Here is a 24,026-nt window from a genome sequence, read left to right on the forward strand (position 1 = left end):
TTATTGCAGATCGGGGGTTAGTCCGGTCCGCTCATTCGGTGTTACAAAATCCTGAGAACCTACACAGATCCACTGTGGGAGCGGGCTTGCTCGCGAATGCGGTCTCACATTCAACATCAATGCAAGCTGACCCACCGCTTTCGCGAGCAAGCCCGCTCCCACATTTGGATCTGCTCCCACATTAGGTCTGTGGCGTGTCAATTACTGCGCTTTACAACCGCGGCCAATCAAATCATTGGTGGCGACCCAGTACACCAGGCCTTCCTCACCTTTTACGTGAAACGCCAGCATGTCGTTGCTGTACAGCGAACCTTCGGCGCCCGGCTCAAGCTTCAGGCGATAGACCTGATCGGCCCCGCCGAGGCGCACGTCGACTTCCTTGCGACTGTCGTCGGTGTAGCGCCAGATCACTTTGGCCTGGCTATCGCAGGTCCATGTGGTCCAGTTATCCGCCGGCGCTGACGTGTTGAACAGGTTGAAATTCGAGCAACCTGCCAGCAGTGCCAACGCCATGACGGCGATAAAACCTTTCATCCGTGTTCCTCGACCGACGGCACACGCCGCGGGCCTTGAGTAAAGAGTCAGACCCGTCAAGGGCAGCCATGTTCCTTGGCCGGGGTCTGTGTCTCGTATTTGTCCAGGCCATCCGGCCCGGAGCGCTTGTTGAGCACCGGGTTGGTTTCGGCCTGCCAGTCGGCCTGGTAGCAGCCTTTATCAACCGGCGCAGACGGCGCGGGATCCGGCTTGGCTTTCGGGTTACTCCCGCAAGCTGCCAGCGAAACCGCGACGATCAACAGCGCTATCGTCTTGACCATCTGAACACTCCTTTGCCTGGTCAAATGAGTCGCCTCAGGCCTTGGCCCGGCTTTCCAGGACCTCAACGGCCGGCAGCACCTTGCCTTCGACGAATTCGAGGAACGCGCCACCGCCGGTGGAAATGTAGGAGATCTGGTCAGCAACGCCATATTTATCGATGGCCGCCAGGGTGTCGCCACCGCCAGCAATCGAGAACGCCGAGCTTTCCGCGATGGCCTCGGCCAGCACTTTGGTGCCGTTACCAAACTGGTCGAATTCGAACACGCCCACCGGGCCGTTCCACAGGATGGTCTTGGACGACTTCAGCAGCTCGGCGAAATTCGCCGCGGTCTGCGGGCCGATGTCCAGGATCATGTCATCGTCGGCCACGTCGGCGATCAGTTTGACGGTAGCGGCGGCGCTTTCAGCAAATTCCTTGGCAACCACCACGTCCACTGGCAGCGGCACGCTGACTTTGGCGGCGATGGCGCGGGCGGTGTCCAGCAGGTCCGGCTCGTACAGCGATTTGCCGACCGGGTGACCGGCTGCGGCCAGGAAGGTGTTGGCAATGCCGCCGCCAACGATCAACTGGTTGCAGATCTGGCTCAAGCTGTTGAGCACGTCGAGTTTGGTCGACACTTTAGAGCCGGCAACGATCGCTGCCATTGGTTGGGCCGGAGCGCCGAGGGCTTTGCCCAGTGCGTCCAGTTCGGCGGCCAGCAGCGGGCCAGCGGCAGCGACTTTGGCGAACTTGGCCACGCCGTGGGTCGAACCCTCGGCACGGTGAGCGGTGCCGAAGGCGTCCATCACGAATACGTCGCACAGGGCGGCGTATTGCTGGGCCAGTTCGTCAGCGTTCTTTTTCTCGCCTTTGTTGAAGCGTACGTTTTCGAACAGCACGATGTCGCCGGCCTTCACGTCAACGCCGTCCAGGTAATCGGCCACCAGCGGCACTTCGCGGCCCAGGGCCTTGCTCAGGTAGTCAGCGACTGGCTTGAGGCTGTTCTCGGCCGAGAACTCGCCTTCGGTCGGACGGCCAAGGTGCGAGCAGACCATCACGGCCGCACCTTTTTCCAGGGCCAGCTTGATGGTCGGCAGCGAGGCCAGGATACGCGCATCGCTGGTGACCACACCGTCCTTGACTGGGACGTTGAGGTCTTCGCGGATCAGTACGCGCTTACCTTGCAGATCGAGGTCGGTCATCTTCAACACGGTCATGGGTCGCAATTCCTGAGTTACTGTTTTTTAGAGACAGAAAGTGGAGCGGCTATTTGCAGGTAGTGCTCTGCAACGTCCAGCATTCGGTTGGCAAACCCCCATTCGTTGTCGAACCAGGCCAGGATGTTCACCAGCCGTGGGCCGGAAACGCGGGTCTGACTGGCATCGACGATGGCCGAATGTGGGTCGTGGTTGAAATCACAACTGGCGTGAGGCAATTCAGTGTAGGCCAGCAGGCCTTTGAGCGGACCGCTGGTGGCAGCCTCGCGCAGTATCCGGTTGACCTCGGTGGCGTCGGTGTCGCTTACGGTTTGCATCGTAATGTCGAGGCACGACACGTTCACCGTCGGTACACGTACGGCTTTGGCCTGAATTCGCCCGGCAAGTTCCGGCAGCAGGCGTTCGATGCCGCGCGCCAGACCAGTGGACACCGGGATCACCGACTGGAACGCCGAACGGGTGCGGCGCAGGTCTTCGTGGTGATAGGCGTCGATCACCGGTTGATCATTCATCGCCGAGTGGATGGTGGTGATTGACACGTATTCCAGACCAATGGCCTGGTCCAGCAGGCGCAACAGCGGCACGCCGCAGTTGGTGGTGCAGGACGCGTTGGACACCAGCAGCTCGTCGCCGGTCAGGCAATCCTGGTTCACGCCGTAGACGATGGTGGCGTCGACATCCGCCTCGCTGGCCATCGGCTGGGAAAACAGCACCCGCGGGGCGCCGGCATCGAGGAAGCGCTGGCCATCTTCACGGGTGTGGTAAGCGCCGGAGCACTCCAGCACCAGATCGACGCCCAGGGACGCCCAATCGATGCCTTCGGGGGTGGCACTGCGCAGGACCTTCACGCAGTCGCCATTAATATGCAGACAATCGTCCTCTACTCGCACTTCGCCGGGAAAACGCCCGTGAGTGGAGTCGAAGCGTGTCAGGTATTCGATGCTGGCCATGTCTGCCAGATCGTTGATCGCGACAATTTCAAACCCGGCCTTCTCGCCTCGCTCAAACAACGCACGCAAGACGCAACGACCAATCCGGCCGTAGCCGTTGAGTGCAACTTTGTAGGGACGCGGTTGAGGCATGGGGTTCTCGATTACCGTAGCATTTCAGTTACAGCAGCATGGCCCGGGCCACCGCTTTCGCGAGCAAGCCCGCTCCCACAGGGAAATGTATTCCAATGTGGGAGCGGGCTTGCTCGCGAAGGCGGCAGTCCAGACGACGCAACTTCCGGATCAGTCTTCCAGCAGCTCTTCAGCCTGACCCAGGATATTTTCCAGGGTGAAGCCGAACTCTTCGAACAAGGCTGGCGCAGGCGCCGACTCGCCGTAGGTGGTCATGCCGATCACGCGGCCTTCCAGGCCCACGTATTTGTACCAGTAGTCCGCGTGAGCAGCTTCGATCGCGATACGCGCGCCGACTTGCAGTGGCAGGACGTCTTGCTTGTAGCCTGCATCTTGCGCGTCGAACACGCTGGTGCACGGCATCGAAACGACGCGAACCTTGCGACCTTGCTCGGTGAGCTTGTCGTAAGCCTGAACCGCCAGGCCAACTTCCGAACCGGTGGAGATCAGGATCAGCTCAGGCTCGCCTGCGCAATCCTTCAACACATAACCGCCACGGGCGATGTCGGCGATCTGGCCGGCATCACGTTCCTGATGTTGCAGGTTCTGACGGGAGAAGATCAGCGCCGAAGGGCCGTCCTTGCGCTCGATCGCCAGTTTCCAGCACACCGCCGATTCAACCGCATCGGCTGGACGCCAGGTGTTGAGGTTCGGCGTGCTGCGCAGGCTGGTCAGTTGCTCGACCGGCTGGTGCGTCGGGCCGTCTTCGCCCAGACCGATGGAGTCGTGGGTGTAGACGAACACCACGCGTTTCTTCATCAGCGAAGCCATGCGCACCGCGTTACGCGCGTATTCCATGAACATCAGGAAGGTCGCGCCGTAAGGCACCAGGCCGCCGTGCAAGGACACGCCGTTCATGATCGCGCTCATGCCGAACTCGCGAACGCCGTAGTACATGTAGTTGCCGCTGGCGTCTTCAGCCGAGACACCTTTGCAACCTTTCCACAGGGTCAGGTTGGAACCGGCCAGGTCAGCGGAGCCGCCCAGCAGTTCAGGCAACAGCGGGCCGTAGGCATTCAGTGCGTTCTGGCTGGCTTTACGGCTGGCGATGGTTTCGCCCTTGGCCGCGACGTCAGCAATATAAGCAGACGCTTTTTCCGCGAAGTCGGCTGGCAATTCACCGCTCAGGCGACGCACCAGTTCGTTGGCTTCGGTCGGGAAGGCCGCGGAGTAAGCAGCGAAACGCTGATCCCACTCGGCTTCGGCGGCGCGACCTTTTTCCTTGGCATCCCACTCGGCATAGATGTCGGCCGGGATTTCGAACGGGCCGTGATTCCAGTTCAACGCTTTGCGAGTCAGAGCGATTTCCGCGTCACCCAATGGGGCACCGTGGCAGTCTTCCTTGCCTTGCTTGTTCGGCGAACCAAAACCGATGGTGGTCTTGCAGCAGATCAGCGTCGGCAGCTCGCTTTTGCGTGCGGTCTCGATCGCAGTCTTGATTTCTTCCGGGTCGTGACCGTCGACGTTGCGGATCACCTGCCAGTTGTAGGCTTCGAAACGCTTCGGCGTGTCGTCGGTGAACCAGCCTTCGACTTCGCCATCGATGGAGATGCCGTTGTCATCGTAGAAGGCGATCAGTTTGCCCAGGCCCAAAGTACCGGCCAGGGAGCCGACTTCGTGGGAAATGCCTTCCATCATGCAGCCATCACCCAGGAACACGTAGGTGTGGTGGTCGACGATGTTGTGGCCAGGACGGTTGAACTGCGCCGCCAGGACTTTTTCCGCCAGGGCGAAACCCACGGCATTAGCCAAGCCTTGGCCCAGTGGACCGGTGGTGGTTTCAACGCCCGGGGTGTAGCCGAATTCCGGGTGACCCGGGGTGCGGCTGTGCAGCTGGCGGAAGTTTTTCAGGTCTTCGATCGACAGGTCGTAGCCAGTCAGGTGCAGCAGCGAGTAGATCAGCATCGAGCCATGGCCGTTGGACAGCACGAAGCGGTCACGGTCGGCGAACGATGGATTGCTCGGGTTGTGCTTCATGTAGTCACGCCACAGTACTTCGGCGATATCCGCCATACCCATGGGGGCACCGGGATGGCCGCTGTTGGCTTTTTGCACGGCATCCATGCTGAGGGCACGAATGGCGTTGGCACGCTCACGACGGCTTGGCATCGCTGTTCTCCTACGGGTTCTGTATCGAGAGTGAATAAAACGAATCGGAAAAAAGGCGAGCATTTTCCCTCACGCACCCGCCTCGGGGCAATGACAGATAATCATCTGGAGGCGTTTTTCCAATGCATAACAGCGTATTCGACGGGTGAAACCTTTCCGCAGTTCGTTTGTTGACTAAACCTAACGTCGAGAAGTGCCATCTATCGAGCAATATCAAAACTTTTTGATATTGCCCTTGCGGGGTTTTCTGACCATCACTAGACTGCTGGCCTTATGAATTTACGTGTGCCTTCCATTCAACATGACGATTGCGATGAGCTGGCGGCCCTGTGCAAGGCCGGCGGCGATCCTCTGCGGCTGAATGTATTGCGCGCGCTGACCAACGATTCGTTTGGCGTGCTGGAACTGGCGCAGATCTTCGGCATCGGTCAGTCAGGCATGAGTCATCACCTCAAGGTCCTGGCCCAGGCCGACCTGGTGGCGACCCGCCGTGAAGGCAATGCGATTTTCTACCGTCGCGCCCTGCCCCACACCGACCTGCTGGGCGGCAAGCTGCACGCTGCCTTGCTCGAAGAAGTGGATAACCTGACCCTGCCGACGGATGTGCAGTCGCGGATCGGTCAGGTCCACGGACAACGGGCGGCGGCCAGCCAGGACTTTTTCTCACGGGTGGCGGAGAAGTTTCGCGCCCAGCAAGATTTGATCGCCGGCCTGCCGCAATACCGCGAAAGCGTCGTGGCGCTGCTCGACAAGTTGAGTTTCAGCGAAGGCGCCACGGCGATTGAAGTCGGCCCCGGCGACGGCGGTTTCCTGCCGGAACTGGCGCGCCGCTTCACCCAGGTCACGGCACTGGACAACAGCCCGGCGATGCTCGAACTGGCGCGCCAGGTCTGCGAACGTGAAAGGCTGGCTAACGTCAGCCTGCAATTGGCCGATGCACTGAATGGTGTGAGCCTTACCGCCGATTGCGTTGTACTGAACATGGTGCTGCACCATTTTGCCGCGCCGGCCGAAGCGCTCAAGCACATGGCCGGTTTGCTGCAACCGGGCGGTAGCCTGCTCGTGACAGAGTTATGTAGCCACAACCAGATTTGGGCCAGGGAGGCCTGCGGTGATCTGTGGTTGGGGTTTGAACAGGACGATTTGGCCCGTTGGGCCACCGCTGCGGGACTCGTTCCCGGGGAAAGCCTCTATGTAGGCTTACGCAATGGTTTCCAGATCCAGGTCCGCCATTTTCAGCGGCCGACTGGCGACACTCACCATCGGTAAATTCAGGAAAACATCGAGATGAGCGAATACTCCCTCTTCACCTCCGAGTCCGTGTCTGAAGGGCATCCGGACAAAATCGCCGACCAGATTTCCGATGCGGTGCTGGACGCCATCATTGCTGAAGACAAGTTCGCCCGTGTGGCGTGCGAGACTCTGGTAAAAACCGGCGTGGCAATCATCGCGGGTGAAGTCACCACGTCGGCCTGGGTCGACCTGGAAGAGATCGTGCGTAACGTCATTCTGGACATCGGCTACAACAGCTCCGATGTCGGCTTCGACGGCGCCACTTGCGGTGTGATGAACATCATCGGCAAGCAATCCCCAGACATCAACCAGGGTGTTGACCGTGCCAAGCCTGAAGATCAGGGCGCCGGCGACCAGGGCCTGATGTTCGGCTACGCCAGCAACGAAACCGACGTGCTGATGCCTGCACCGATCACCTTCTCGCACCAGCTTGTACAAAGGCAAGCCGAAGCCCGTAAATCCGGCCTGCTGCCTTGGCTGCGCCCGGACGCCAAGTCGCAAGTGACTTGCCGCTACGAAGGCGGCAAGGTGGTCGGTATCGACGCCGTTGTTCTGTCGACCCAGCACAACCCTGAAGTGTCGTACAAAGACCTGCGCGAAGGCGTGATGGAGCTGATCGTCAAGCACGTGCTGCCTGCCGAACTGCTGACCAAGGACACCCAGTTCCACATCAACCCGACTGGCCAGTTCATCATCGGTGGCCCGGTTGGCGACTGCGGCCTGACCGGTCGCAAGATCATCGTCGACAGCTACGGCGGCATGGCCCGTCACGGCGGCGGCGCGTTCTCCGGTAAAGATCCATCCAAGGTTGACCGTTCGGCGGCCTACGCTGGTCGTTATGTAGCCAAGAACATCGTCGCTGCCGGCCTGGCCGAGCGTTGCGAGATCCAGGTTTCCTACGCGATCGGTGTAGCCCAGCCTACGTCGATCTCGTTGAACACCTTCGGCACCGGCAAAATCAGCGACGACAAAATCGTCAAACTGGTGCGCGAAGTGTTCGACCTGCGTCCATACGCAATCACCACTATGCTCGACCTGCTGCACCCGATGTACCAGGAAACCGCTGCGTACGGCCACTTCGGTCGCACCCCGCAAACCAAGACTGTCGGTGACGATACTTTCACCACCTTCACCTGGGAAAAAACCGACCGCGCCGATTCGCTGCGCGCGGCTGCCGGTCTGTAAGACCTCCCTGGCGGTACCAAAAGCCCCGCACGGATCGCGCCGTGCGGGGCTTTTTATTGGCTTGCGCTTGGGACCGAGTCGCTGCCTTCGCGAGCAAGCCCGCTCCCACAGGGGATTTTCGTCGTACACAAAATCTGTGCTCGCCGAAGATTCAATGCGGGAGCGGGCTTGCTCGCGAAGAGGCCAGTCGAGCCACCCTGCCACATCCAGTAAAACACCCACCCTTTGCACCACCCACTACTGACCTAGCCTTCAAGCATCTCCCCGAGCAAGGACGCTCTCGATGCTCCCCAACCTGCGCCTTTTTTTCGCCCTCCTGCTGACATCGCTGACCGCCAGCGCCGTCGATTGCCCCGACTGGCCACCCGCTCGTGCTTTGGTCGAGATCAACGCCGCTCAACAACAAATCGACGCGTGGGACGACAGCTACCACCGTAACGGCCGCTCACTGATTGCCGACGAACTCTACGACCAGTCCCGCGCCCGCCTGACCCATTGGCGCGCCTGTTTCAACCTCGGCGCTTCTGCCTCGCCGTTACGAACGGCGGCCGGCAAGGTGCCCCACCCGATCGCCCATACCGGCCTGGAAAAACTCCACGATAAGCGCGCCGTCGAACACTGGCTGCGTGATCGCAGGGAAGTCTGGATTCAACCCAAGGTCGACGGCGTGGCCGTGTCATTGATTTACCGCGACGGCCTGCTGCATCAGGCGATCAGTCGGGGCGATGGCCTCAACGGCCAGGACTGGACGGCTTCCGCACGCCAGATCGCCGCCATTCCCCAGCAACTGACACAACCGCTGGACGTGCTGGTGCAAGGCGAACTCTATTGGCGCCTGATCGATCACGTACAAGCCAAGGCCGGCAGCCTCAACGCCCGCGCTACCGTGGCGGGGTTGATGGCGCGCAAGACGCTGAGCGCCGAGCAGGCTGCCGGAATCGGACTGTTTATCTGGGACTGGCCCCAAGGTCCGGCAAACCTGCCTGATCGGCTGGAGGCACTGGAAAAGCTGGGTTTCCCGAGCTTCGAACCCTACAGCCAGCCGATCGGCACCTTTGCCGATACGGAACGCTGGCGGGATCACTGGTATCGCTCTGCGCTGCCCTTCGCCAGCGACGGCATCGTCCTGCGTCAGGATCAGCGTCCGCCCGCCGAGCGCTGGCAGTCTCGGCCACCCTTCTGGAGCGTCGCCTGGAAATACCCCTTCGCCCAGGCACTGGCCGAGGTGCGCAAGGTCAATTTCAAGATCGGACGGACCGGGCGCATCACCCCCGTGCTGGAGCTTGCACCGGTGAAGCTCGATGACCGGCAGATCAAGCGTGTGAGCGTCAGTTCCTTGCAACGTTGGGAGCAACTGGACATTCGTCCCGGCGATCAAGTCGCCATCAGCCTCGCGGGCCTCACGATACCCCGGCTCGATGACGTGGTGCTTCGCAGCACCGAACGCCCGGAAGTGAATGCACCGCAGGCAGCGGACTTTCATCATTTGAGTTGCTGGCAACCGACACCGGGCTGCGAGAGTCAGTTTCTCGCGCGCCTGAGCTGGCTCAGCGGCAAGCAGGGACTGGCTCTGCCCCACGTAGGTCCCGGCACCTGGGAGAAACTTCTCGAAACAGGCCGCCTCAACAACCTGCTGGATTGGTTGACCCTCGATGCCCAAGAGCTTGCTAACATTGATGGCTTCGGCGAACGCAGCAGCGCTCGTCTTTTAAACAGTTTTGAAAGTGCCCGGCAACGTCCTTTCGCTCGCTGGCTCAAAGCGTTGGGTTTGCCGCCCACGGGGCAGGCGCAGCTCGCCGATTCATGGCAGGCCCTGGCCCAACGCAGCAACGAACAATGGCAAGCCGAAGCGGGCATCGGCCCGGGACGCGCAGCGCAATTGAGCGCGTTTTTCCGCGACCCGCAGGTCCTGGCCTTGAGTGAAACATTACGAGTGGCAGGCATTGACGGTTTTTAGCGACCAACAATGCCTGTCAGCCCGGGAACCCCATGGTGGCGCTGCGCTCAAACAGCCCATTGCCACATCGACCCGATTGCCCTTTGCGCATGGAGCTTTTATGAAACTTATTTCACCGCTCGCCCTGTTGGCCCTTTGCGGCGTGTTGGCCACCCCACTGATGGCCGCCGAAGAAATTCCGGAACTGACCGGCTGCGCCGCCAAGAAGCAGGGCATCGTCAACCAGATCGAGTTGGCCAAGAGCCACGGCAATGCCGATCAACAGGCCGGCCTCCAGACTGCACTGGACGAAGTCACCGCCCACTGCACCGACGCTTCCTTGAAGAAGGAACGCGAGAACAAGGTCCTCGACGCCAAGCATGAAGTCAGCAAGCGCCAGGCCGATCTCGACAAGGCCATGAGCAAAGGCGATGCCGAGAAGATCAACAAACGCAAAGACAAACTCGCCGAGTCCCGCAAGGAATTGCAGGAAGCGCTGGATGAACTGGATAAGTAAGCAAAGGTAAGACTCGGAGACTTGTGTCGATCTTCAGGCAGCCTTCGCGAGCAAGCCCGCTCCCACAGTTGGAATGCGATCAACTGTGGGAGCGGGCTTGCTCGCGAAGGCGTCAGCCAGAACACCGCAAATCAATGATCCCGAAACTGTTTATGGCAAGCACTGCAGGCATCTTCGACTTTCTGCACCGCCGGCCCGAGGTTGCTGGCCTTGTACGGCTGGACCTGGCTGGCAATCACCAATTCACCGGTGGCGCTTTCAAGGTTGCGGGCCATTTCCTGGAAGCGTGCCTGCTGCTGCCACACGTTGTCCTTGGCGCTGGTGTGATCTTCTTCGCGCACCTGCGGGAAATGTTTCCATGGTTCATGGGACAAGGCGTCGAGTTTCGCCGCGCCTTCAGTGAATTTCGGGCCATCAAACGGAATACGGCCACGCAACATGCCACCCAGATCTTCGCCGGTCTTGAGCATTTGCTTGAAGATCGCCTTGCGCTGGCCCAACGGCGAATTCGGGTCAACACCGCCGCAGGCAGACAAGGTCAGGCAGGCCAGCAATACAACAGAAAGTCTTTTAAGAGTCATGGTGGCTTCAGGTCACGGGGAACGGCGGCCAGTATCCTCGCGTCATCGTTAAAGACCAATAGCCCTATTATCAATAAGGGTTGTTTGAGCGCATGGAGCACTCAGGCGACCGTCAAAGGAATTACTCCATGAACAGCTGTTTCAAGGCATGGCGCCCTCGCCTCGCCTGGACCCTTCCGATGGTGGCCGTGCTTGCGGGCTGCACCGGTGGCGAAAACAACACACCGAAAACCCACGCCCTGGCCACTTACTCCAGCGCGACATGGGAAGCATTGCCGGCCGTGTCCGATAGCGACCTGGTGGCGGGCTTCGGTTCCTGGCGCAGCGCCTGCACACGCCTCAAGGCTGACCCAATCTGGGGCTCGACCTGTGCGGCGTCAGCCAATGTGCCGCAAACCGCCGGCGAGATTCGTGGCTTTCTCAAACAGAACCTCGACGTCTACGGCCTGCGCGCCGCCAACGACAATCCCAACGGCCTGATCACCGGTTACTACGAACCGGTGTACCCCGGCAGCCTGACCCAGACTGAAGTGGCGAACATCCCGGTGTACGGCGTGCCCGAGGACATGATCATTGTGTCCCTGGACAGCATTTACCCGGAGCTCAAGGGCAAGCGCCTGCGCGGTCGACTTGAAGGTCGCGTGCTCAAGCCGTACGACGACGCTGCCACCATCGAGAGCAAAGGGGTCAAGGCGCCGGTCGTAGCCTGGCTGACCGATCCGATGAACCTGCAGTTCCTGCAAATCCAGGGCTCCGGGCGCATCCAGCTCGACAGTGGTCGCCAACTGCGCATCGCTTACGCTGACCAGAACGGCCACCCGTATCGTCCTATCGGCCGCTGGCTGGTGGATCAGGGTGAGCTGAAGAAGGAAGACGTGACCATGGGCGCCATCAGCGCTTGGGCCAAGGCGAATCCGTCGCGCATTCCGCAACTGCTCGGCAGCAACCCCAGCTACGTGTTTTTCACCCAGAACCCGGACAGCAACGAAGGGCCGCGCGGCTCGCTGAACGTTCCGCTGACTGCGGGCTATAGCGCTGCGGTGGATCGCAAAGTGATTCCGCTGGGCAGTCTGTTGTGGCTATCGACCACCAAACCGGACGGCAGCGCACTGGTTCGCCCGGTAGCAGCTCAGGACACCGGCGGCGCGATTGCCGGCGAAGTCCGGGCGGACCTGTTCTGGGGCACCGGCGAAGCGGCCGGGCAACTGGCAGGGGATATGAAACAGCAGGGGCAGATCTGGATGTTGTGGCCTAAAGGCGCAGCGTTGCCGACAGTGCCGCAGGTGGCTGACGCGGTGAAGCCTTGATTCATCTATGGGCCGTTAGATAGCCTTCGCGAGCAAGCCTGCTCCCACATTGGTACGCATTCCAACTGTGGGAGCGGGCTTGCTCGCGAAGAGGCCCTCAATAACACCAAAAAAATCAACGATCAGACTCAGACTGACACAAAAAAGAAACTCGCAATCAACCCCATCCCCACAAACCACACCAGCGACCGCAAGATCGCCCAGTCCGCCAGATAGCAGATGATGTACAGCAACCGACTGGTGATAAACAGCACCGCCAGCACGTTGACCGTCACCAACTGCGCCGTGCCCACCAGGTGCGCAATAATCACTGCCGCGGCGAACGCCGGCATCACTTCAAAACTGTTCAACTGCGCCGCATGCGCACGTCTGGCAAAACCATTCAACGACTCCAGAAAGTCCCGTGGATCATGGTTGTCTTGCAACCGGTACCCGCCACTGGCCTTGGCAACGGCCGTGCAGATATACGGCAGGAAAATCGCGATCAAAACACACCACAGAGCAACCGTCATAAAGCAGTCCCTTCTTCAAATTTAGAAATCCGAGCGCCGGTCAAAACTTCATCACCAGCATGCCGATCAGCACCAGCCCACAGGCTAAGAGCCGTGGCTTGCCGAAAGGTTCTTTCAAGTAGCGCATGCCGAACAACACCACCAGAATCACACTGATCTCACGCAGCGCCGCCGCTTCGGCAATCGAGCCCAGTTGCATCGCCCACAGCACCAGAGCGTAGCTGAACAACACGCAAAACCCGACCGCCAGCCCCAGTCGCCACTGTTCACGCCAGAACAGCATGAACGCAGGCCGTTTGCGCACCAGTGCCAGCAACGGGAACGGCCAGGCACTGAGCAACGTGACCCAGACCAGGTAGTCCAGCGGATGGGACCAGCGCCGCAAGGCCTGGCCATCGATAAAGGTGTAGCAGCCGATGCACAGGCCAATCAGCGCTACCACCGGCAGCATTGACCACGGCAAGCGCGCACCGCCACCGCCCTGCCAGAGCAGGCACAGCATGCCGAACGGGATCAGCAAAATGCCGAAGATCTGCTGATGCGTCAGCACTTCCCCAGCAAAGATCAGCGTCAGCGCCAGCACCACCAGTGGCGACAAACCACGCATCAGCGGATAGACCAGACCCAGGTCACCGACCCGATAGGCCTGAATCAACAGGTAGCGATAAAGCAACTCGAACGCCGCCGACGCCAGAATCCATGGCCATATCTCCATGGGTGGCAGATTCACAAACGGCAGCATAACGGCGACAAACAGCATCGCCACGCTGTCCATGCAAGCCACCACCAGCAATCGCTCGGCGCTGAATTTGATCAGGGTATTCCACGCGGCATGTAACAGCGCCGCCACCAACACCAGTGCTGTTGCAAGCACGGCCCACTCCTTATTTTGTCCCCCCACCCCGTAGGAGCTGCCGAAGGCGGCGATCTTTTGATCTTAAACATCAAAATCAAAAGATCGCCGCCTTCGGCAGCTCCTACGGGGAAAGGCGCGGATAATTGATTCGCCATATGTCCGCAGCTGTTTATACTGCAAGCGACCACGCCGCACTCAGTTGCGCACAGACTAATTCCAATAATTTCTGCCCCCGCCCGTCCTCCTCGAGAACGGTCGATGGCCTGCGTATGCCTGATCAGAGCGTCAAGACTACCGACAGAGACCTTGCGCATGCCACTCGCCCTGCTTGCCCTCGCTGTTGCCGCGTTCGGCATCGGCACCACTGAATTCGTCATCATGGGTTTGCTGCCCGATGTCGCCCGCGACCTCGCCGTGAGCATTCCCCACGCCGGCCTGCTGATCACCGGCTACGCCCTGGGTGTGGTGTTCGGCGCACCGATCCTGGCGATCGGCACCGCCAACATGCCACGCAAAGCCACGCTATTGGGGATGACGCTGATGTTCATCCTCGGCAACGTCCTCTGCGCCCTCGCGCCGAACTACGCAACGCTAATGGCCGCGCGGGTGGTCACTGCGCTTTGCCACGGTGCGTTCTTCGGCATCGGCTCGGTGGTCGCCGCCGGGCTGGTGGCGCCGAACAAACGGGCCCAGGCGATTGCCATGATGTTTACCGGTTTGACCCTGGCCAACGTGCTCGGCGTGCCATTGGGTACAGCGCTCGGGCAATACGCCGGGTGGCGCTCGACGTTCTGGGCGGTGTCAGTGATTGGCGTGATTGCAGCCATCGCCCAATGGGTCTGGTTACCGAAAGACATCCCCATGGACAAGGCCAACCTCGCCAGCGAATTCAAGGTGCTGGGTAAGGTCAACGTGCTGCTGGCCCTGGGCATGAGCGTGCTGGCGTCCACCAGTCTGTTCAGCGTGTTCACCTACATCGCGCCGATCCTGCAAGACATCACCGGCGTCAGCCCGCATGGTGTGACTATCATGCTGCTGTTGTTCGGCGTGGGCCTGACGGCGGGTAGCATGCTGGGCGGTCGCCTGGCGGACAGTCGCTTGCTGCCTTCGCTGGTGGGCATGGCGCTGGCGGTAGTCGTGGTGTTGGCGGCGTTCAGCCAGACCAGCCATTCGGTGATCCCGGCGGCGATTACGTTGGTGTTCTGGGGGATTTTTGCATTTGCCCTGTGCCCAATCCTGCAACTGCTGATCATTGATCAGGCCCATGAAGCGCCGAACCTCGGCTCGACGTTGAATCAGAGCGCGTTCAACCTCGGCAACGCCGCCGGTGCCTGGATCGGCGGGCTGGTGGTGGCCAGCGGCGCGGACCTGGCGGACTTGCCGTGGACCGGTGCGCTGGTCGGGGGCCTGACGGTGCTGACGGCGCTTTTCTATATCTATCTGCAACGTCGTGGCGCGGCTGCGGTCAATGTGTCCGGCTGAATAATTGCGCTGTTCCGGAGATTGCTTTCGCGGACAAGCCCGCTCCCACACTTGATCCTGTCATACACAAAATCTGTGTTCACTGAAGATCCAATGTGGGAGCGGGCTTGCTCGCGAAGAAGCCGACTCGGAGCAACTGCCTGAAACCCCATTTCTCACCTCCCATCCAAAGGACCCCGGATGCTTGAACTTGTCGCTGCGTTTATCTGCCTCACTTCCCTCCTCACCTACGTGAATTTCCGTTTCATCGGCCTGCCCCCGACCATCGGCGTGATGGTCACCGCACTGATGTTTTCCCTGTTGTTGCAAGGCCTGAGCTTCATCGGCTATCCCGGTCTCGAAGAACGCGTGCAGCAACTGATCGGCCAGATCGATTTCGGTGATCTGCTGATGAACTGGATGCTGTCGTTCCTGCTGTTCGCCGGCGCGCTGCACGTCAACCTGAACGACCTGCGCAGTTACCGCTGGCCCATCGGTCTGCTGGCGACGTTCGGTGTGTTGATCGCCACGGCAGTGATCGGCAGCCTCGCGTATTACATTTTTGCCCTGTTCGGCTGGCACGTGAGCTTCCTCTATTGCCTGCTGTTCGGCGCGCTGATTTCCCCGACCGACCCGATCGCGGTACTCGGCGTGCTGCGAACTGCCAACGCATCCAAGCCGCTGAAAACCACGATCGTCGGCGAGTCGCTGTTCAATGATGGCACAGCGGTAGTGGTGTTCACCGTGTTGCTGGGCATCGCGCAACTGGGCGAAACCCCGACTGTCGGCGCCACGGTCATGCTGTTCGTCCACGAGGCGATTGGCGGCGTGCTGTTCGGCGGGCTGATCGGGTACCTGGTGTACCTGATGATCAAGAGCATCGAACAGCATCAAATCGAAGTGATGCTGACCCTGGCGCTGGTGATCGGCGGTTCGGCCATGGCCTCGGAGCTGCACGTTTCTGCGCCGATCGCGATGGTGGTTGCCGGCCTGATCATCGGCAACCTGGGTCGCAACCTGGCGATGAACGACATGACCCGAAAGTACCTGGACGGTTTCTGGGAATTGCTCGATGACATGCTCAACGCCCTGCTGTTCGCGCTGATCGGCATGGAACTGTTGCTGCTGCCCTTCAACTGGCTGCACGTCCTGGCCGCAAGTTTGCTGGCGCTGGCCATTCTGCTGTCGCGCCTGCTGACCGTGGCCCCGGCCATTCTGCTGCTGCGGCGCTGGCGCACGGTCCCGCGCGGGACGATCCGGATTCTGACTTGGGGTGGATTGCGCGGTGGTGTTTCGGTGGCGCTGGCCCTGGCCTTGCCGCTGGGCCCGGAGCGGGATCTGATCTTGAGCATCACCTACATCGTGGTGCTGTCGTCGATCCTGTTGCAGGGCTTGAGCATCGGCAAACTGGTCAAGCACGTGACCAAGGATGAGCCTGCACCAACGGCACAGGCCGAGCCTCACTGATTACTTCTTGAGCTTGCGCGGATCGGCTTGCTGATCCGCCCCCTGCTTCGGCGGCCCGCTTTCGCTACGGATCTGCGCATGACTGATCAGCGCAAAGATGCAGCTGCCGCCGATGATATTGCCTGCCAGCGTCGGCCCGGCGAATACCAGCCAGAAATCCTTCCACGGCAACTCGCCGGCAAACACCAGATACGACACTTCCGCGGAACCGACCACGATGTGGGTGAAATCCCCCAGCGCCATCAGGTAGGTGATGAGGATAATGATCCACATCTTGGCGCTCTCCATGGACGGAATCATCCAGACCATGGTGGCGATCATCCAGCCGGAAATGATGCCTTTGGCGAACATCTGGCTGGCGTTGTTTTCCATGATCTTGCGCCCGATGTCGAGGAAGGCCAGGTCGGTCTTGGTATCGAAGATCGGCAGGTGCAGCATCACGTAGGCCACCAGCAACGTGCCGCACAGGTTGCCGAACAGCACGACGCTCCACAGCCGGATCAACCGACCGAAATTATTCAGCGTGGGTTTGGTCATGACCGGTAGCACGGCGGTCAGGGTGTTTTCGGTGAACAGTTGCTGGCGCGCCAGGATCACCGCGAGGAAACCGGCGCAGTAGCCGAAACTGGCGATCACCTTGAAGCCTTCACCGTCCGGCAGGCGCGAGTTGAGCAAACCCATGGCCATCAACGACAGGCCCATGGTCAGGCCGGCGGCCAGCGCCGACCACCACAACGCGGCGACACTGCGCTCGAGCTCCTGATCGCCCTGGGTGCGGATGATTTCGTGCAACACCGCCGCACGGGGTGGCTGGTTCTTTTCAACGTCGTGCTGTTCTTCAGCCGAGAGGTTCGGGGTCTTGCCGTCTTTTTGAGTGTCCATGGAGCTCCGGAACCGGTGGCGTGTCATGTACGTACGACACGCGGGGTTCGGAGCTGTTCACTGGACCGTTAAATCAGCGGTGACCTTCCGGCCGCCTTCGCGAGCAAGCCCGCTCCCACAAGGGAAATGCGTTCCTCTGTGGGAGCGGGCTTGCTCGCGAAGGGAGCACCGCCGATCTCAATCGCCGACGACTTCATCCTTGAACTGGTCTTTGACGTACAGGATCTCGGTCCGCCCGTGCGGCGCCGGCAAGCCGTCTTCACCCAGGTTCACAAACACCATCCGTTCTACCGTGAGGATGCTTTTGCGCGTGATCTTGTTGCGCACTTCGCAAGTCAGGGTGATCGAGGTGCGGCCGAACTCGGTGGCGGTGATGCCCAGTTCGATGATGTCGCCCTGGCGCGAGGCGCTGACGAAGTTGATTTCGGAAATGTACTTGGTCACTACGCGCTGGTTGCCCAGCTGGACGATCGCGTAGATCGCCGCTTCTTCGTCGATCCAGCGCAGCAGGCTGCCGCCGAACAGCGTGCCGTTGGGGTTCAAGTCTTCGGGTTTTACCCATTTGCGGGTGTGGAAATTCATATTCACTCCTGAGCGTCTTGCCGAATGATGGGCGCCATCATGGCAGAGCCCGACCTAGAGCTCTATTAAGCATCGACTATGGTCTCGATTACCGTTCAGACATTGACCAACAGAAACGCTTTAGAAGATGAGATTAGCCCGCTATAATCGCCACCGTTTCAGAACGGTAACTTTTCATTGATACCGTTTTCCCGCCACCTGTCCGAGGGGCGCTGCAGCAGGTCAAACCTGTCAGGCTCGGATGGGGCGTTGCCTGGTCTCATCGACCGGACACTAAACGCACAACGGCGCCCATTCGCATACATTACGAATGGAGGCTCATCATGAGCGCTGTTATCACGCCTGCAGATTTTACCGATTACAAAGTCGCCGACATGTCCCTGGCTGCCTGGGGCCGTCGCGAAACCATCATCGCCGAATCCGAAATGCCGGCCCTGATGGGTCTGCGCCGCAAGTACGCCGGTGAGCAGCCGCTCAAGGGCGCCAAGATTCTCGGCTGCATCCACATGACCATTCAGACTGCCGTGCTGATCGAAACCCTGGTTGCCCTGGGTGCCGAAGTTCGCTGGTCGTCCTGCAACATTTTCTCGACTCAAGACCAGGCCGCTGCTGCCATCGCCGCTGCCGGCATCGCTGTTTACGCCTGGAAAGGCGAAACCGAAGAAGAGTACGAGTGGTGCCTGGAGCAAACCATCCTGAAAGATGGCGCGCCTTGGGATGCCAACATGATCCTCGACGACGGCGGCGACCTGACCGAGCTGCTGCACAAGAAATACCCGGCGATCCTGGACCGCGTCCACGGCGTCACCGAAGAAACCACCACTGGCGTTCACCGCCTGCTGGACATGCTGGCCAAAGGCGAGCTGAAAATCCCGGCCATCAACGTCAACGACTCGGTGACCAAGAGCAAGAACGACAACAAGTACGGCTGCCGTCACAGCCTGAACGATGCCATCAAGCGCGGCACCGACCACCTGTTGTCCGGCAAGCAAGCGCTGGTCATCGGTTACGGTGACGTGGGCAAGGGCTCGGCCCAGTCCCTGCGTCAGGAAGGCATGATCGTCAAAGTTTCCGAAGTCGACCCGATCTGCGCCATGCAAGCCTGCATGGACGGCTACGAGCTGGTTTCGCCGTTCATCGACGGTATCAACAACGGCACCGAAGCCAGCATCGACAAAGCACTGCTGGGCAAGATCGACCTGATCGTGACCACCACCGGCAACGTCAATGTTTGCGACTCGAACATGCTCAAAGCCCTGAAGAAGCGCGCTGTTGTCTGCAACATCGGCCACTTCGACAACGAAATCGACACCGCTTTCATGCGCAAGAACTGGGCATGGGAAGAAGTGAAGCCACAGGTTCACAAGATCCACCGTACCGGTCCTGGCGCGTTCGACGCCCAGAACGACGACTACCTGATCCTGCTGGCCGAAGGCCGTCTGGTTAACCTGGGTAACGCCACCGGTCACCCAAGCCGCATTATGGACGGTTCGTTCGCCAACCAGGTTCTGGCGCAGATCTTCCTGTTCGGCCAGAAGTACGCCGACCTGTCGCCAGCCCAGAAAGCCGAGCGCCTGACTGTTGAAGTACTGCCGAAGAAACTCGACGAAGAAGTGGCCCTGGAAATGGTCCGCGGTTTCGGCGGCGTCGTGACTCAACTGACCAAGACCCAGGCCGACTACATCGGCGTGACCGTCGAAGGTCCGTTCAAGCCGCACGCTTACCGCTACTGATCGGTCCTGCTGCCTGCTCCCCCTGTGGGAGCGGGCTTGCTCGCGAATACGGTGTGTCAGCCGATATAAATGTTGAATGACACACCGCATTCGCGAGCAAGCCCGCTCCCACACGGGCGGGGCAAGCCTCACAGGCTTACGCGTTTCCAAGGATATGACCATGTCCCAAGACCGTCGCTACAGCTTCGAGTTCTTCCCTACGAAGACCGACGCTGGGCATGAAAAGCTGCTCGCCACTGCCCGTCAGTTGGCAACCTACAACCCCGATTTCTTTTCCTGCACCTATGGCGCTGGCGGTTCGACCCGTGATCGCACCATCAACACCGTGTTGCAGCTTGAAAGCGAAGTCAAAGTCCCTGCCGCACCGCATTTGTCTTGCGTGGGCGACAGCAAGGACGACCTGCGTGGCCTGCTGACGCAATACAAGGCCGCCGGCATTACCCGCATCGTTGCCCTGCGCGGTGACCTGCCTTCGGGCATGGGCATGGCCAGCGGTGAATTGCGCCACGCCAACGATCTGGTTGAATTCATTCGTGAAGAAACCGGCGATCATTTCCACATCGAAGTCGCTGCCTACCCGGAAATGCATCCGCAGGCGCGCAATTTCGAAGACGATCTGAGCAACTTCGTGCGCAAGGCCAACGCTGGCGCCGACAGTGCGATCACCCAGTACTTCTTCAACGCCGACAGCTACTTCTACTTCGTCGAGCGTGTACGGGCGATGGGTGTGAATATCCCGATCGTGCCGGGGATCATGCCGATCACCAACTACAGCAAACTCGCGCGCTTCTCCGATGCCTGCGGTGCGGAAATCCCGCGCTGGATCCGCAAGCAACTGGAAGCCTACGGCGACGACACCCAGAGCATTCAAGGCTTTGGTGAGCAAGTCATCACCGAGATGTGCGAACGCTTGCTGCAGGGTGGCGCGCCAGGGTTGCACTTCTACACGTTGAACCAGGCTGAACCGAGTCTGGCGGTGTGGAACAACCTGAAGTTGCCGCGTTAAAAGACGTTAAAGCAAGATCAAAAGATCGCAGCCTTCGGCAGCTCCTACATTGGGTACGTGTAATCCCTGTAGGAGCGGGCGAAGCCTGCGATCTTTTGCTTTCAACGCCCTTTTATTGTGCAGCAACATACTGAGATAGAGCTTCTGCGGCCAGTTTCTGGCTCTTTACGGTTTCTCGTCGTAATCTCAAGCCATGCCTTTGATCACGCAGTTACTGACAGTGCTTCTTTTCACTTGCCTGAGCTTTGCCGCTCGGGGCGAGAAATTGCGCATTGTCACGGAGCCGTGGGCACCGTACGTGTATGAGGAAAACGGCAAATCCCTGGGACTGGACTACGAAACCACAGCCATCGTCTTCAAGCGCCTGGGGATCGAAGTCGAATGGCAATTCCTGCCCTGGAAACGCTGCCTGTCGATGCTCGACACCGGCCAGGCCGACGGTGCGCTGGATATTTTCCACAGCGACGAACGCGATGCCACCCTGCTCTATCCCAGCGAACCGCTCTCGGAAGTCGAATTCGTGATGTTCTACGCCAACGAACGGCCCCATCCGTTCAGCACCCTCAATGATTTGAAAGGCCTGACCATCGGCACGTCGCCGGGTTATCTGTACAGCGAGGACTTCAGCGGCTCGAAGCTGTTTACCCGCGAACCCGCACCGACCCACGAAGCCAACTTCGGCAAACTGCTGCGCGGGCGGATCGACCTATTGATCACTGACCGCCGGGTCGGCCAGCACTTGCTGGATGAGTTGAAAATTCGCGACCAGATCACCGAAAACCCCACGATCATCAGCCATCAGAGCCAGTTTCTGGCGGTTCGACGCAACGCCGGCATGGATTTGCTGGTGCAGCGCTTCGGCGCCGAGCTCAGGCGTTTCAAGCGTGAGCCCGCGTACGCCGAGCTGAGCGCCCGCTATGGCGCAAGTCCGGCTCCGGTCGTGCAGGCGACAAGCGCCTCCGCCACCGGCAGAAAAACCGTTGAGCAGCAGGAAAGCGGCGCGCAGTGATTGCTCTGTTATACTCCGGCCTTCCCGCCAGGCTCACGCCCGGACGCTCGGAATCGTTCAAGGCATCTCGACCCCGCTACAGCGCAGCTTTTCAGCCCGCGCGAGCGCTCCAGACGAGCCTTCGAAACCCAGCAGGACCGGACGGGATTGCGTTCCTCTTAAACGCCATTCGCGCCAGGCAAGACTCCCATTGGGCCAAGCCCTAACTAAAACAGGATTACTCATGTCCTTTGCTTCCCTCGGTCTCTCCGAGGCTTTAGTCCGCGCCATCGAGGCAGCGGGCTATACCGAGCCTACTCCGGTGCAACAGCGGGCCATGCCCGCCGTGTTGCAAGGTCGCGACCTGATGGTCGCGGCACAGACAGGTACTGGTAAAACCGGCGGCTTCGCCCTTCCGATTCTGGAGCGGTTGTTCCCCAACGGTCACCCGGACAAATCCCAGCGTCACGGCCCGCGCCAACCGCGCGTATTGGTCCTGACCCCTACCCGCGAACTCGCGGCTCAAGTACACGAGAGCTTCAAGGTCTATGCCCGTGACCTGAAGTTCGTCAGTGCCTGCATCTTCGGCGGCGTCGGTATGAACCCACAGGTTCAGGCCATGTCCCGCGGTGTTGACGTGCTGGTAGCCTGCCCTGGCCGCCTGCTCGACCTCGCCGGCCAAGGCAGCGTCGATTTGTCCCACGTGGAAATCCTCGTGCTGGACGAAGCCGACCGCATGCTCGACATGGGCTTTGTCCATGACGTGAAAAAGGTCCTTGCCCGTCTGCCGAGCAAACGCCAGAACCTGCTGTTCTCGGCGACCTTCTCCAAAGACATCACCGACCTCGCCGGCAAGCTGCTGCACAACCCGGAACGCATCGAAGTCACGCCGCCGAACACCACGGTCGAGCGTATCGAACAGCGTGTGTTCCGCCTGGCCGCCAGCCACAAGCGTTCGCTGCTGGCGCACCTGATTACCGCCGGCGCCTGGGAACAGGTTCTGGTCTTCACCCGCACCAAGCACGGCGCCAACCGCCTGGCCGAGTACCTGGACAAACACGGCCTGAGCGCCGTCGCCATCCACGGCAACAAGAGCCAGAACGCTCGCACCAAAGCCCTGGCCGACTTCAAGGCCGGTGAAGTGCGCATCCTGGTCGCCACCGACATCGCCGCGCGCGGCCTCGACATCGACCAATTGCCACACGTGGTCAACTTCGAACTGCCGAACGTCGACGAAGACTATGTGCACCGTATCGGCCGTACTGGCCGTGCCGGTCGTTCGGGCGAGGCGATCTCGCTGGTGGCCCCGGACGAAGAAAAACTGCTGAAAAGCATCGAGCGCATGACCAAGCAGAAGATTGCCGACGGCAACCTGATGGGCTTCGACTCCAGCGCTGTAGAAGCCGAGAAACCTGAAGTCCGTGAGCGTCCGGATGTGCGTAATCCGCGCAACCCACGTGGCCCGCGCGGCGACGGTCCTAACGGCACTGGCGGTGGCGGCGGTCGTAAAGACAAGGGCAAGGACAAGGGCGGCAAGGAAAAAGCCCCTGCTGCCACTGGTCGCGGCGATCGCCCGGCCCGTGAACACAAACCACGCGAAGGCACCCCGGCTCGCGAACAACAGCGTCCGGCGCCACGCGCTGCTGCGGCTGATCGTGCTCCGGACGAGTTCCTGGACGACGACGTGGATAACTTCGGTAACCGCGTTGATTACGTGCCTCAGGCCAAACCGGCCCAGGGCCGTGGTCGTCGTCCGGGTGCTCCGGCACAAGGCGCGGCAGCTGGCGCAGGTGCTCCGCGCACCGGCGGCAAGCCACAGGGTCGCCAAAGCGGTCCGCGCAGCAGCGACGGCGCCACCACCGGCACCCCGCCAGCCAAGCGCAGCGGCCCACGCAACGGCGCTCCACGTGACGGTCAGGCCCGTCGCGAAGAGTCCCGTAACCGCCGCCCGGCCCGTGACGACCAGCCTCGTTCGGAACCCGCCGTGCAGAACCCGCGTGGCCCGGCACCGAAGATCATCCATAAAGAGTCGAAAACCGATCGTTTCCCGACTCCTGAGCAACTGGATCAACTGCCAGGTCGCCCGCGCGGCGAAAAACCAGCCTTGCTGACCCGCAATCGCTGATTTGACGCTGCACTAAAAAATGCCCCGGATCGCGAGATTCGGGGCATTTTTGTTTCCAGAGATAAAACCCATCCCCTGTGGGAGCGAGCCTGCTCGCGAAAGCGGTTGAGCATTCAACATTGATGTCGACTGATGCGCCGTCTTCGCGAGCAGGCTCGCTCCCACAGTAGATCTCTGTAGTGCCCGATGTGTGTGTTCGCCGAAGACCCAATGTGGGAGCGGGCTTGCTCGCGAAAGCGGTCTGTCAGTTAACTGAGATGGTGTCTGATACGACGCCTTCGCGAGCAAGCCCGCTCCCACAGGGGAAATGTGGCGCTCATGCGGCTTTTGGCAGGCAATAAAAAACGCCCCC

Annotated in this window: 21 protein-coding genes and 1 riboswitch; of the genes, 11 read left to right on the plus strand and 10 right to left on the minus strand. The window is 60.4% G+C overall.

Translation table 11 applies throughout. The annotated features are described in order from the left end of the window. Positions 1-201: 201 nt before the first annotated feature. The 5 genes from ACIQY3_RS20825 to tkt form a co-directional block, all read right to left on the minus strand. Positions 202-534 (minus strand): MliC family protein, encoded by a 333-nt coding sequence (locus ACIQY3_RS20825; RefSeq protein ID WP_403022882.1) that lies wholly within the window; start codon positions 532-534, stop codon positions 202-204. A 56-nt stretch (positions 535-590) separates the two neighbouring features. Then, complete coding sequence (locus ACIQY3_RS20830; RefSeq protein ID WP_403022885.1) at positions 591-815, minus strand: hypothetical protein; 225 nt, start codon at positions 813-815, stop codon at positions 591-593. 34 nt (positions 816-849) lie between these two features. Then, entirely contained in the window at positions 850-2,013 is a 1,164-nt protein-coding gene (locus tag ACIQY3_RS20835) for a phosphoglycerate kinase (protein ID WP_403022888.1), read from the minus strand. A gap of 17 nt (positions 2,014-2,030) precedes the next feature. Further along, positions 2,031-3,095, minus strand: coding sequence for an erythrose-4-phosphate dehydrogenase (gene epd / locus ACIQY3_RS20840; protein WP_403022890.1), 1,065 nt, complete (start codon positions 3,093-3,095; stop codon positions 2,031-2,033). 150 nt (positions 3,096-3,245) lie between these two features. Continuing rightward, a complete protein-coding gene (gene tkt, locus ACIQY3_RS20845) occupies positions 3,246-5,243 on the minus strand; it encodes a transketolase (protein WP_403022893.1) in 1,998 nt (665 codons plus the stop codon). Between the two features lie 273 nt (positions 5,244-5,516). Here tkt and ACIQY3_RS20850 point away from each other — a divergent pair, with 273 nt between their 5' ends. The 4 genes from ACIQY3_RS20850 to ACIQY3_RS20865 all read left to right on the plus strand — a co-directional run bounded on the left by ACIQY3_RS20850 (position 5,517) and on the right by ACIQY3_RS20865 (position 10,174). Then, a complete protein-coding gene (locus ACIQY3_RS20850) occupies positions 5,517-6,512 on the plus strand; it encodes an ArsR/SmtB family transcription factor (RefSeq protein ID WP_403022896.1) in 996 nt (331 codons plus the stop codon). 18 nt (positions 6,513-6,530) lie between these two features. Next, on the plus strand, positions 6,531-7,721 hold the full coding sequence (gene metK, locus ACIQY3_RS20855) for a methionine adenosyltransferase (protein WP_163911044.1): 1,191 nt from the start codon (positions 6,531-6,533) through the stop codon (positions 7,719-7,721). Between the two features lie 283 nt (positions 7,722-8,004). Next, positions 8,005-9,678: an NAD-dependent DNA ligase LigB gene (gene ligB / locus ACIQY3_RS20860; RefSeq protein WP_403022899.1), complete on the plus strand. Its 1,674-nt coding sequence runs from the start codon at positions 8,005-8,007 to the stop codon at positions 9,676-9,678. Positions 9,679-9,778: 100 nt separating this feature from the next. Then, entirely contained in the window at positions 9,779-10,174 is a 396-nt protein-coding gene (locus tag ACIQY3_RS20865) for a DUF1090 domain-containing protein (protein ID WP_403022901.1), read from the plus strand. Between the two features lie 131 nt (positions 10,175-10,305). Here ACIQY3_RS20865 and ACIQY3_RS20870 read toward each other — a convergent pair whose 3' ends face one another. After that, positions 10,306-10,755 (minus strand): c-type cytochrome, encoded by a 450-nt coding sequence (locus tag ACIQY3_RS20870; RefSeq protein WP_403022904.1) that lies wholly within the window; start codon positions 10,753-10,755, stop codon positions 10,306-10,308. A gap of 128 nt (positions 10,756-10,883) precedes the next feature. On the opposite strand from ACIQY3_RS20870, the gene ACIQY3_RS20875 reads away from it, so the two are divergent. Beyond that, on the plus strand, positions 10,884-12,062 hold the full coding sequence (locus ACIQY3_RS20875) for a murein transglycosylase A (RefSeq protein ID WP_403022908.1): 1,179 nt from the start codon (positions 10,884-10,886) through the stop codon (positions 12,060-12,062). 128 nt (positions 12,063-12,190) lie between these two features. Here ACIQY3_RS20875 and ACIQY3_RS20880 read toward each other — a convergent pair whose 3' ends face one another. Continuing rightward, on the minus strand, positions 12,191-12,574 hold the full coding sequence (locus ACIQY3_RS20880) for an MAPEG family protein (RefSeq protein ID WP_403022910.1): 384 nt from the start codon (positions 12,572-12,574) through the stop codon (positions 12,191-12,193). 40 nt (positions 12,575-12,614) lie between these two features. Beyond that, the gene (locus ACIQY3_RS20885; RefSeq protein ID WP_403022912.1) at positions 12,615-13,448 is read right to left on the minus strand and encodes an EamA family transporter; all 834 of its coding nucleotides are present in this window, start codon (positions 13,446-13,448) and stop codon (positions 12,615-12,617) included. A 294-nt stretch (positions 13,449-13,742) separates the two neighbouring features. Here ACIQY3_RS20885 and ACIQY3_RS20890 point away from each other — a divergent pair, with 294 nt between their 5' ends. Beyond that, the gene (locus tag ACIQY3_RS20890; RefSeq protein WP_403022915.1) at positions 13,743-14,912 is read left to right on the plus strand and encodes an MFS transporter; all 1,170 of its coding nucleotides are present in this window, start codon (positions 13,743-13,745) and stop codon (positions 14,910-14,912) included. A 180-nt stretch (positions 14,913-15,092) separates the two neighbouring features. Continuing rightward, entirely contained in the window at positions 15,093-16,358 is a 1,266-nt protein-coding gene (locus ACIQY3_RS20895) for a cation:proton antiporter (RefSeq protein WP_403022918.1), read from the plus strand. Here ACIQY3_RS20895 and ACIQY3_RS20900 read toward each other — a convergent pair whose 3' ends face one another. Beyond that, complete coding sequence (locus ACIQY3_RS20900; protein WP_403022921.1) at positions 16,359-17,240, minus strand: formate/nitrite transporter family protein; 882 nt, start codon at positions 17,238-17,240, stop codon at positions 16,359-16,361. Between the two features lie 177 nt (positions 17,241-17,417). Continuing rightward, positions 17,418-17,822 (minus strand): acyl-CoA thioesterase, encoded by a 405-nt coding sequence (locus tag ACIQY3_RS20905; RefSeq protein ID WP_403022924.1) that lies wholly within the window; start codon positions 17,820-17,822, stop codon positions 17,418-17,420. Between the two features lie 198 nt (positions 17,823-18,020). After that, a riboswitch (S-adenosyl-L-homocysteine riboswitch) is annotated at positions 18,021-18,122 on the plus strand. A gap of 23 nt (positions 18,123-18,145) precedes the next feature. On the opposite strand from ACIQY3_RS20905, the gene ahcY reads away from it, so the two are divergent. From ahcY to ACIQY3_RS20925, 4 genes are all read left to right on the plus strand, one after another. Then, positions 18,146-19,555, plus strand: coding sequence for an adenosylhomocysteinase (ahcY, locus tag ACIQY3_RS20910; protein WP_133835625.1), 1,410 nt, complete (start codon positions 18,146-18,148; stop codon positions 19,553-19,555). A 160-nt stretch (positions 19,556-19,715) separates the two neighbouring features. Further along, complete coding sequence (gene metF / locus ACIQY3_RS20915; protein WP_403022927.1) at positions 19,716-20,561, plus strand: methylenetetrahydrofolate reductase [NAD(P)H]; 846 nt, start codon at positions 19,716-19,718, stop codon at positions 20,559-20,561. A 193-nt stretch (positions 20,562-20,754) separates the two neighbouring features. Continuing rightward, on the plus strand, positions 20,755-21,570 hold the full coding sequence (locus ACIQY3_RS20920) for a substrate-binding periplasmic protein (RefSeq protein ID WP_403022930.1): 816 nt from the start codon (positions 20,755-20,757) through the stop codon (positions 21,568-21,570). A 223-nt stretch (positions 21,571-21,793) separates the two neighbouring features. After that, a complete protein-coding gene (locus tag ACIQY3_RS20925; RefSeq protein ID WP_403022932.1) occupies positions 21,794-23,674 on the plus strand; it encodes a DEAD/DEAH box helicase in 1,881 nt (626 codons plus the stop codon). Positions 23,675-24,026 lie beyond the last annotated feature (352 nt).

It is taken from the genome of Pseudomonas sp. NPDC096950 (genome assembly GCF_044762525.1).
GTDB lineage: Bacteria > Pseudomonadota > Gammaproteobacteria > Pseudomonadales > Pseudomonadaceae > Aquipseudomonas.

Bases quoted from the DNA above. Each gene is read 5' to 3' on its own strand.
- ACIQY3_RS20830 (WP_403022885.1), bottom strand. From the start codon at position 815: ATGGTCAAGACGATAGCGCTGTTGATCGTCGCGGTTTCGCTGGCAGCT.
- ACIQY3_RS20875 (WP_403022908.1), top strand. From the start codon at position 10,884: ATGAACAGCTGTTTCAAGGCATGGCGCCCTCGCCTCGCCTGGACCCTT.
- ACIQY3_RS20825 (WP_403022882.1), bottom strand. From the start codon at position 534: ATGAAAGGTTTTATCGCCGTCATGGCGTTGGCACTGCTGGCAGGTTGC.
- ACIQY3_RS20900 (WP_403022921.1), bottom strand. From the start codon at position 17,240: ATGGACACTCAAAAAGACGGCAAGACCCCGAACCTCTCGGCTGAAGAA.
- ACIQY3_RS20880 (WP_403022910.1), bottom strand. From the start codon at position 12,574: ATGACGGTTGCTCTGTGGTGTGTTTTGATCGCGATTTTCCTGCCGTAT.
- ACIQY3_RS20895 (WP_403022918.1), top strand. From the start codon at position 15,093: ATGCTTGAACTTGTCGCTGCGTTTATCTGCCTCACTTCCCTCCTCACC.
- ACIQY3_RS20905 (WP_403022924.1), bottom strand. From the start codon at position 17,822: ATGAATTTCCACACCCGCAAATGGGTAAAACCCGAAGACTTGAACCCC.
- ahcY (WP_133835625.1), top strand. From the start codon at position 18,146: ATGAGCGCTGTTATCACGCCTGCAGATTTTACCGATTACAAAGTCGCC.
- metF (WP_403022927.1), top strand. From the start codon at position 19,716: ATGTCCCAAGACCGTCGCTACAGCTTCGAGTTCTTCCCTACGAAGACC.
- metK (WP_163911044.1), top strand. From the start codon at position 6,531: ATGAGCGAATACTCCCTCTTCACCTCCGAGTCCGTGTCTGAAGGGCAT.
- ACIQY3_RS20835 (WP_403022888.1), bottom strand. From the start codon at position 2,013: ATGACCGTGTTGAAGATGACCGACCTCGATCTGCAAGGTAAGCGCGTA.
- ACIQY3_RS20865 (WP_403022901.1), top strand. From the start codon at position 9,779: ATGAAACTTATTTCACCGCTCGCCCTGTTGGCCCTTTGCGGCGTGTTG.
- epd (WP_403022890.1), bottom strand. From the start codon at position 3,095: ATGCCTCAACCGCGTCCCTACAAAGTTGCACTCAACGGCTACGGCCGG.
- ACIQY3_RS20850 (WP_403022896.1), top strand. From the start codon at position 5,517: ATGAATTTACGTGTGCCTTCCATTCAACATGACGATTGCGATGAGCTG.
- ACIQY3_RS20890 (WP_403022915.1), top strand. From the start codon at position 13,743: ATGCCACTCGCCCTGCTTGCCCTCGCTGTTGCCGCGTTCGGCATCGGC.
- ACIQY3_RS20870 (WP_403022904.1), bottom strand. From the start codon at position 10,755: ATGACTCTTAAAAGACTTTCTGTTGTATTGCTGGCCTGCCTGACCTTG.
- tkt (WP_403022893.1), bottom strand. From the start codon at position 5,243: ATGCCAAGCCGTCGTGAGCGTGCCAACGCCATTCGTGCCCTCAGCATG.
- ACIQY3_RS20920 (WP_403022930.1), top strand. From the start codon at position 20,755: ATGCCTTTGATCACGCAGTTACTGACAGTGCTTCTTTTCACTTGCCTG.
- ligB (WP_403022899.1), top strand. From the start codon at position 8,005: ATGCTCCCCAACCTGCGCCTTTTTTTCGCCCTCCTGCTGACATCGCTG.
- ACIQY3_RS20925 (WP_403022932.1), top strand. From the start codon at position 21,794: ATGTCCTTTGCTTCCCTCGGTCTCTCCGAGGCTTTAGTCCGCGCCATC.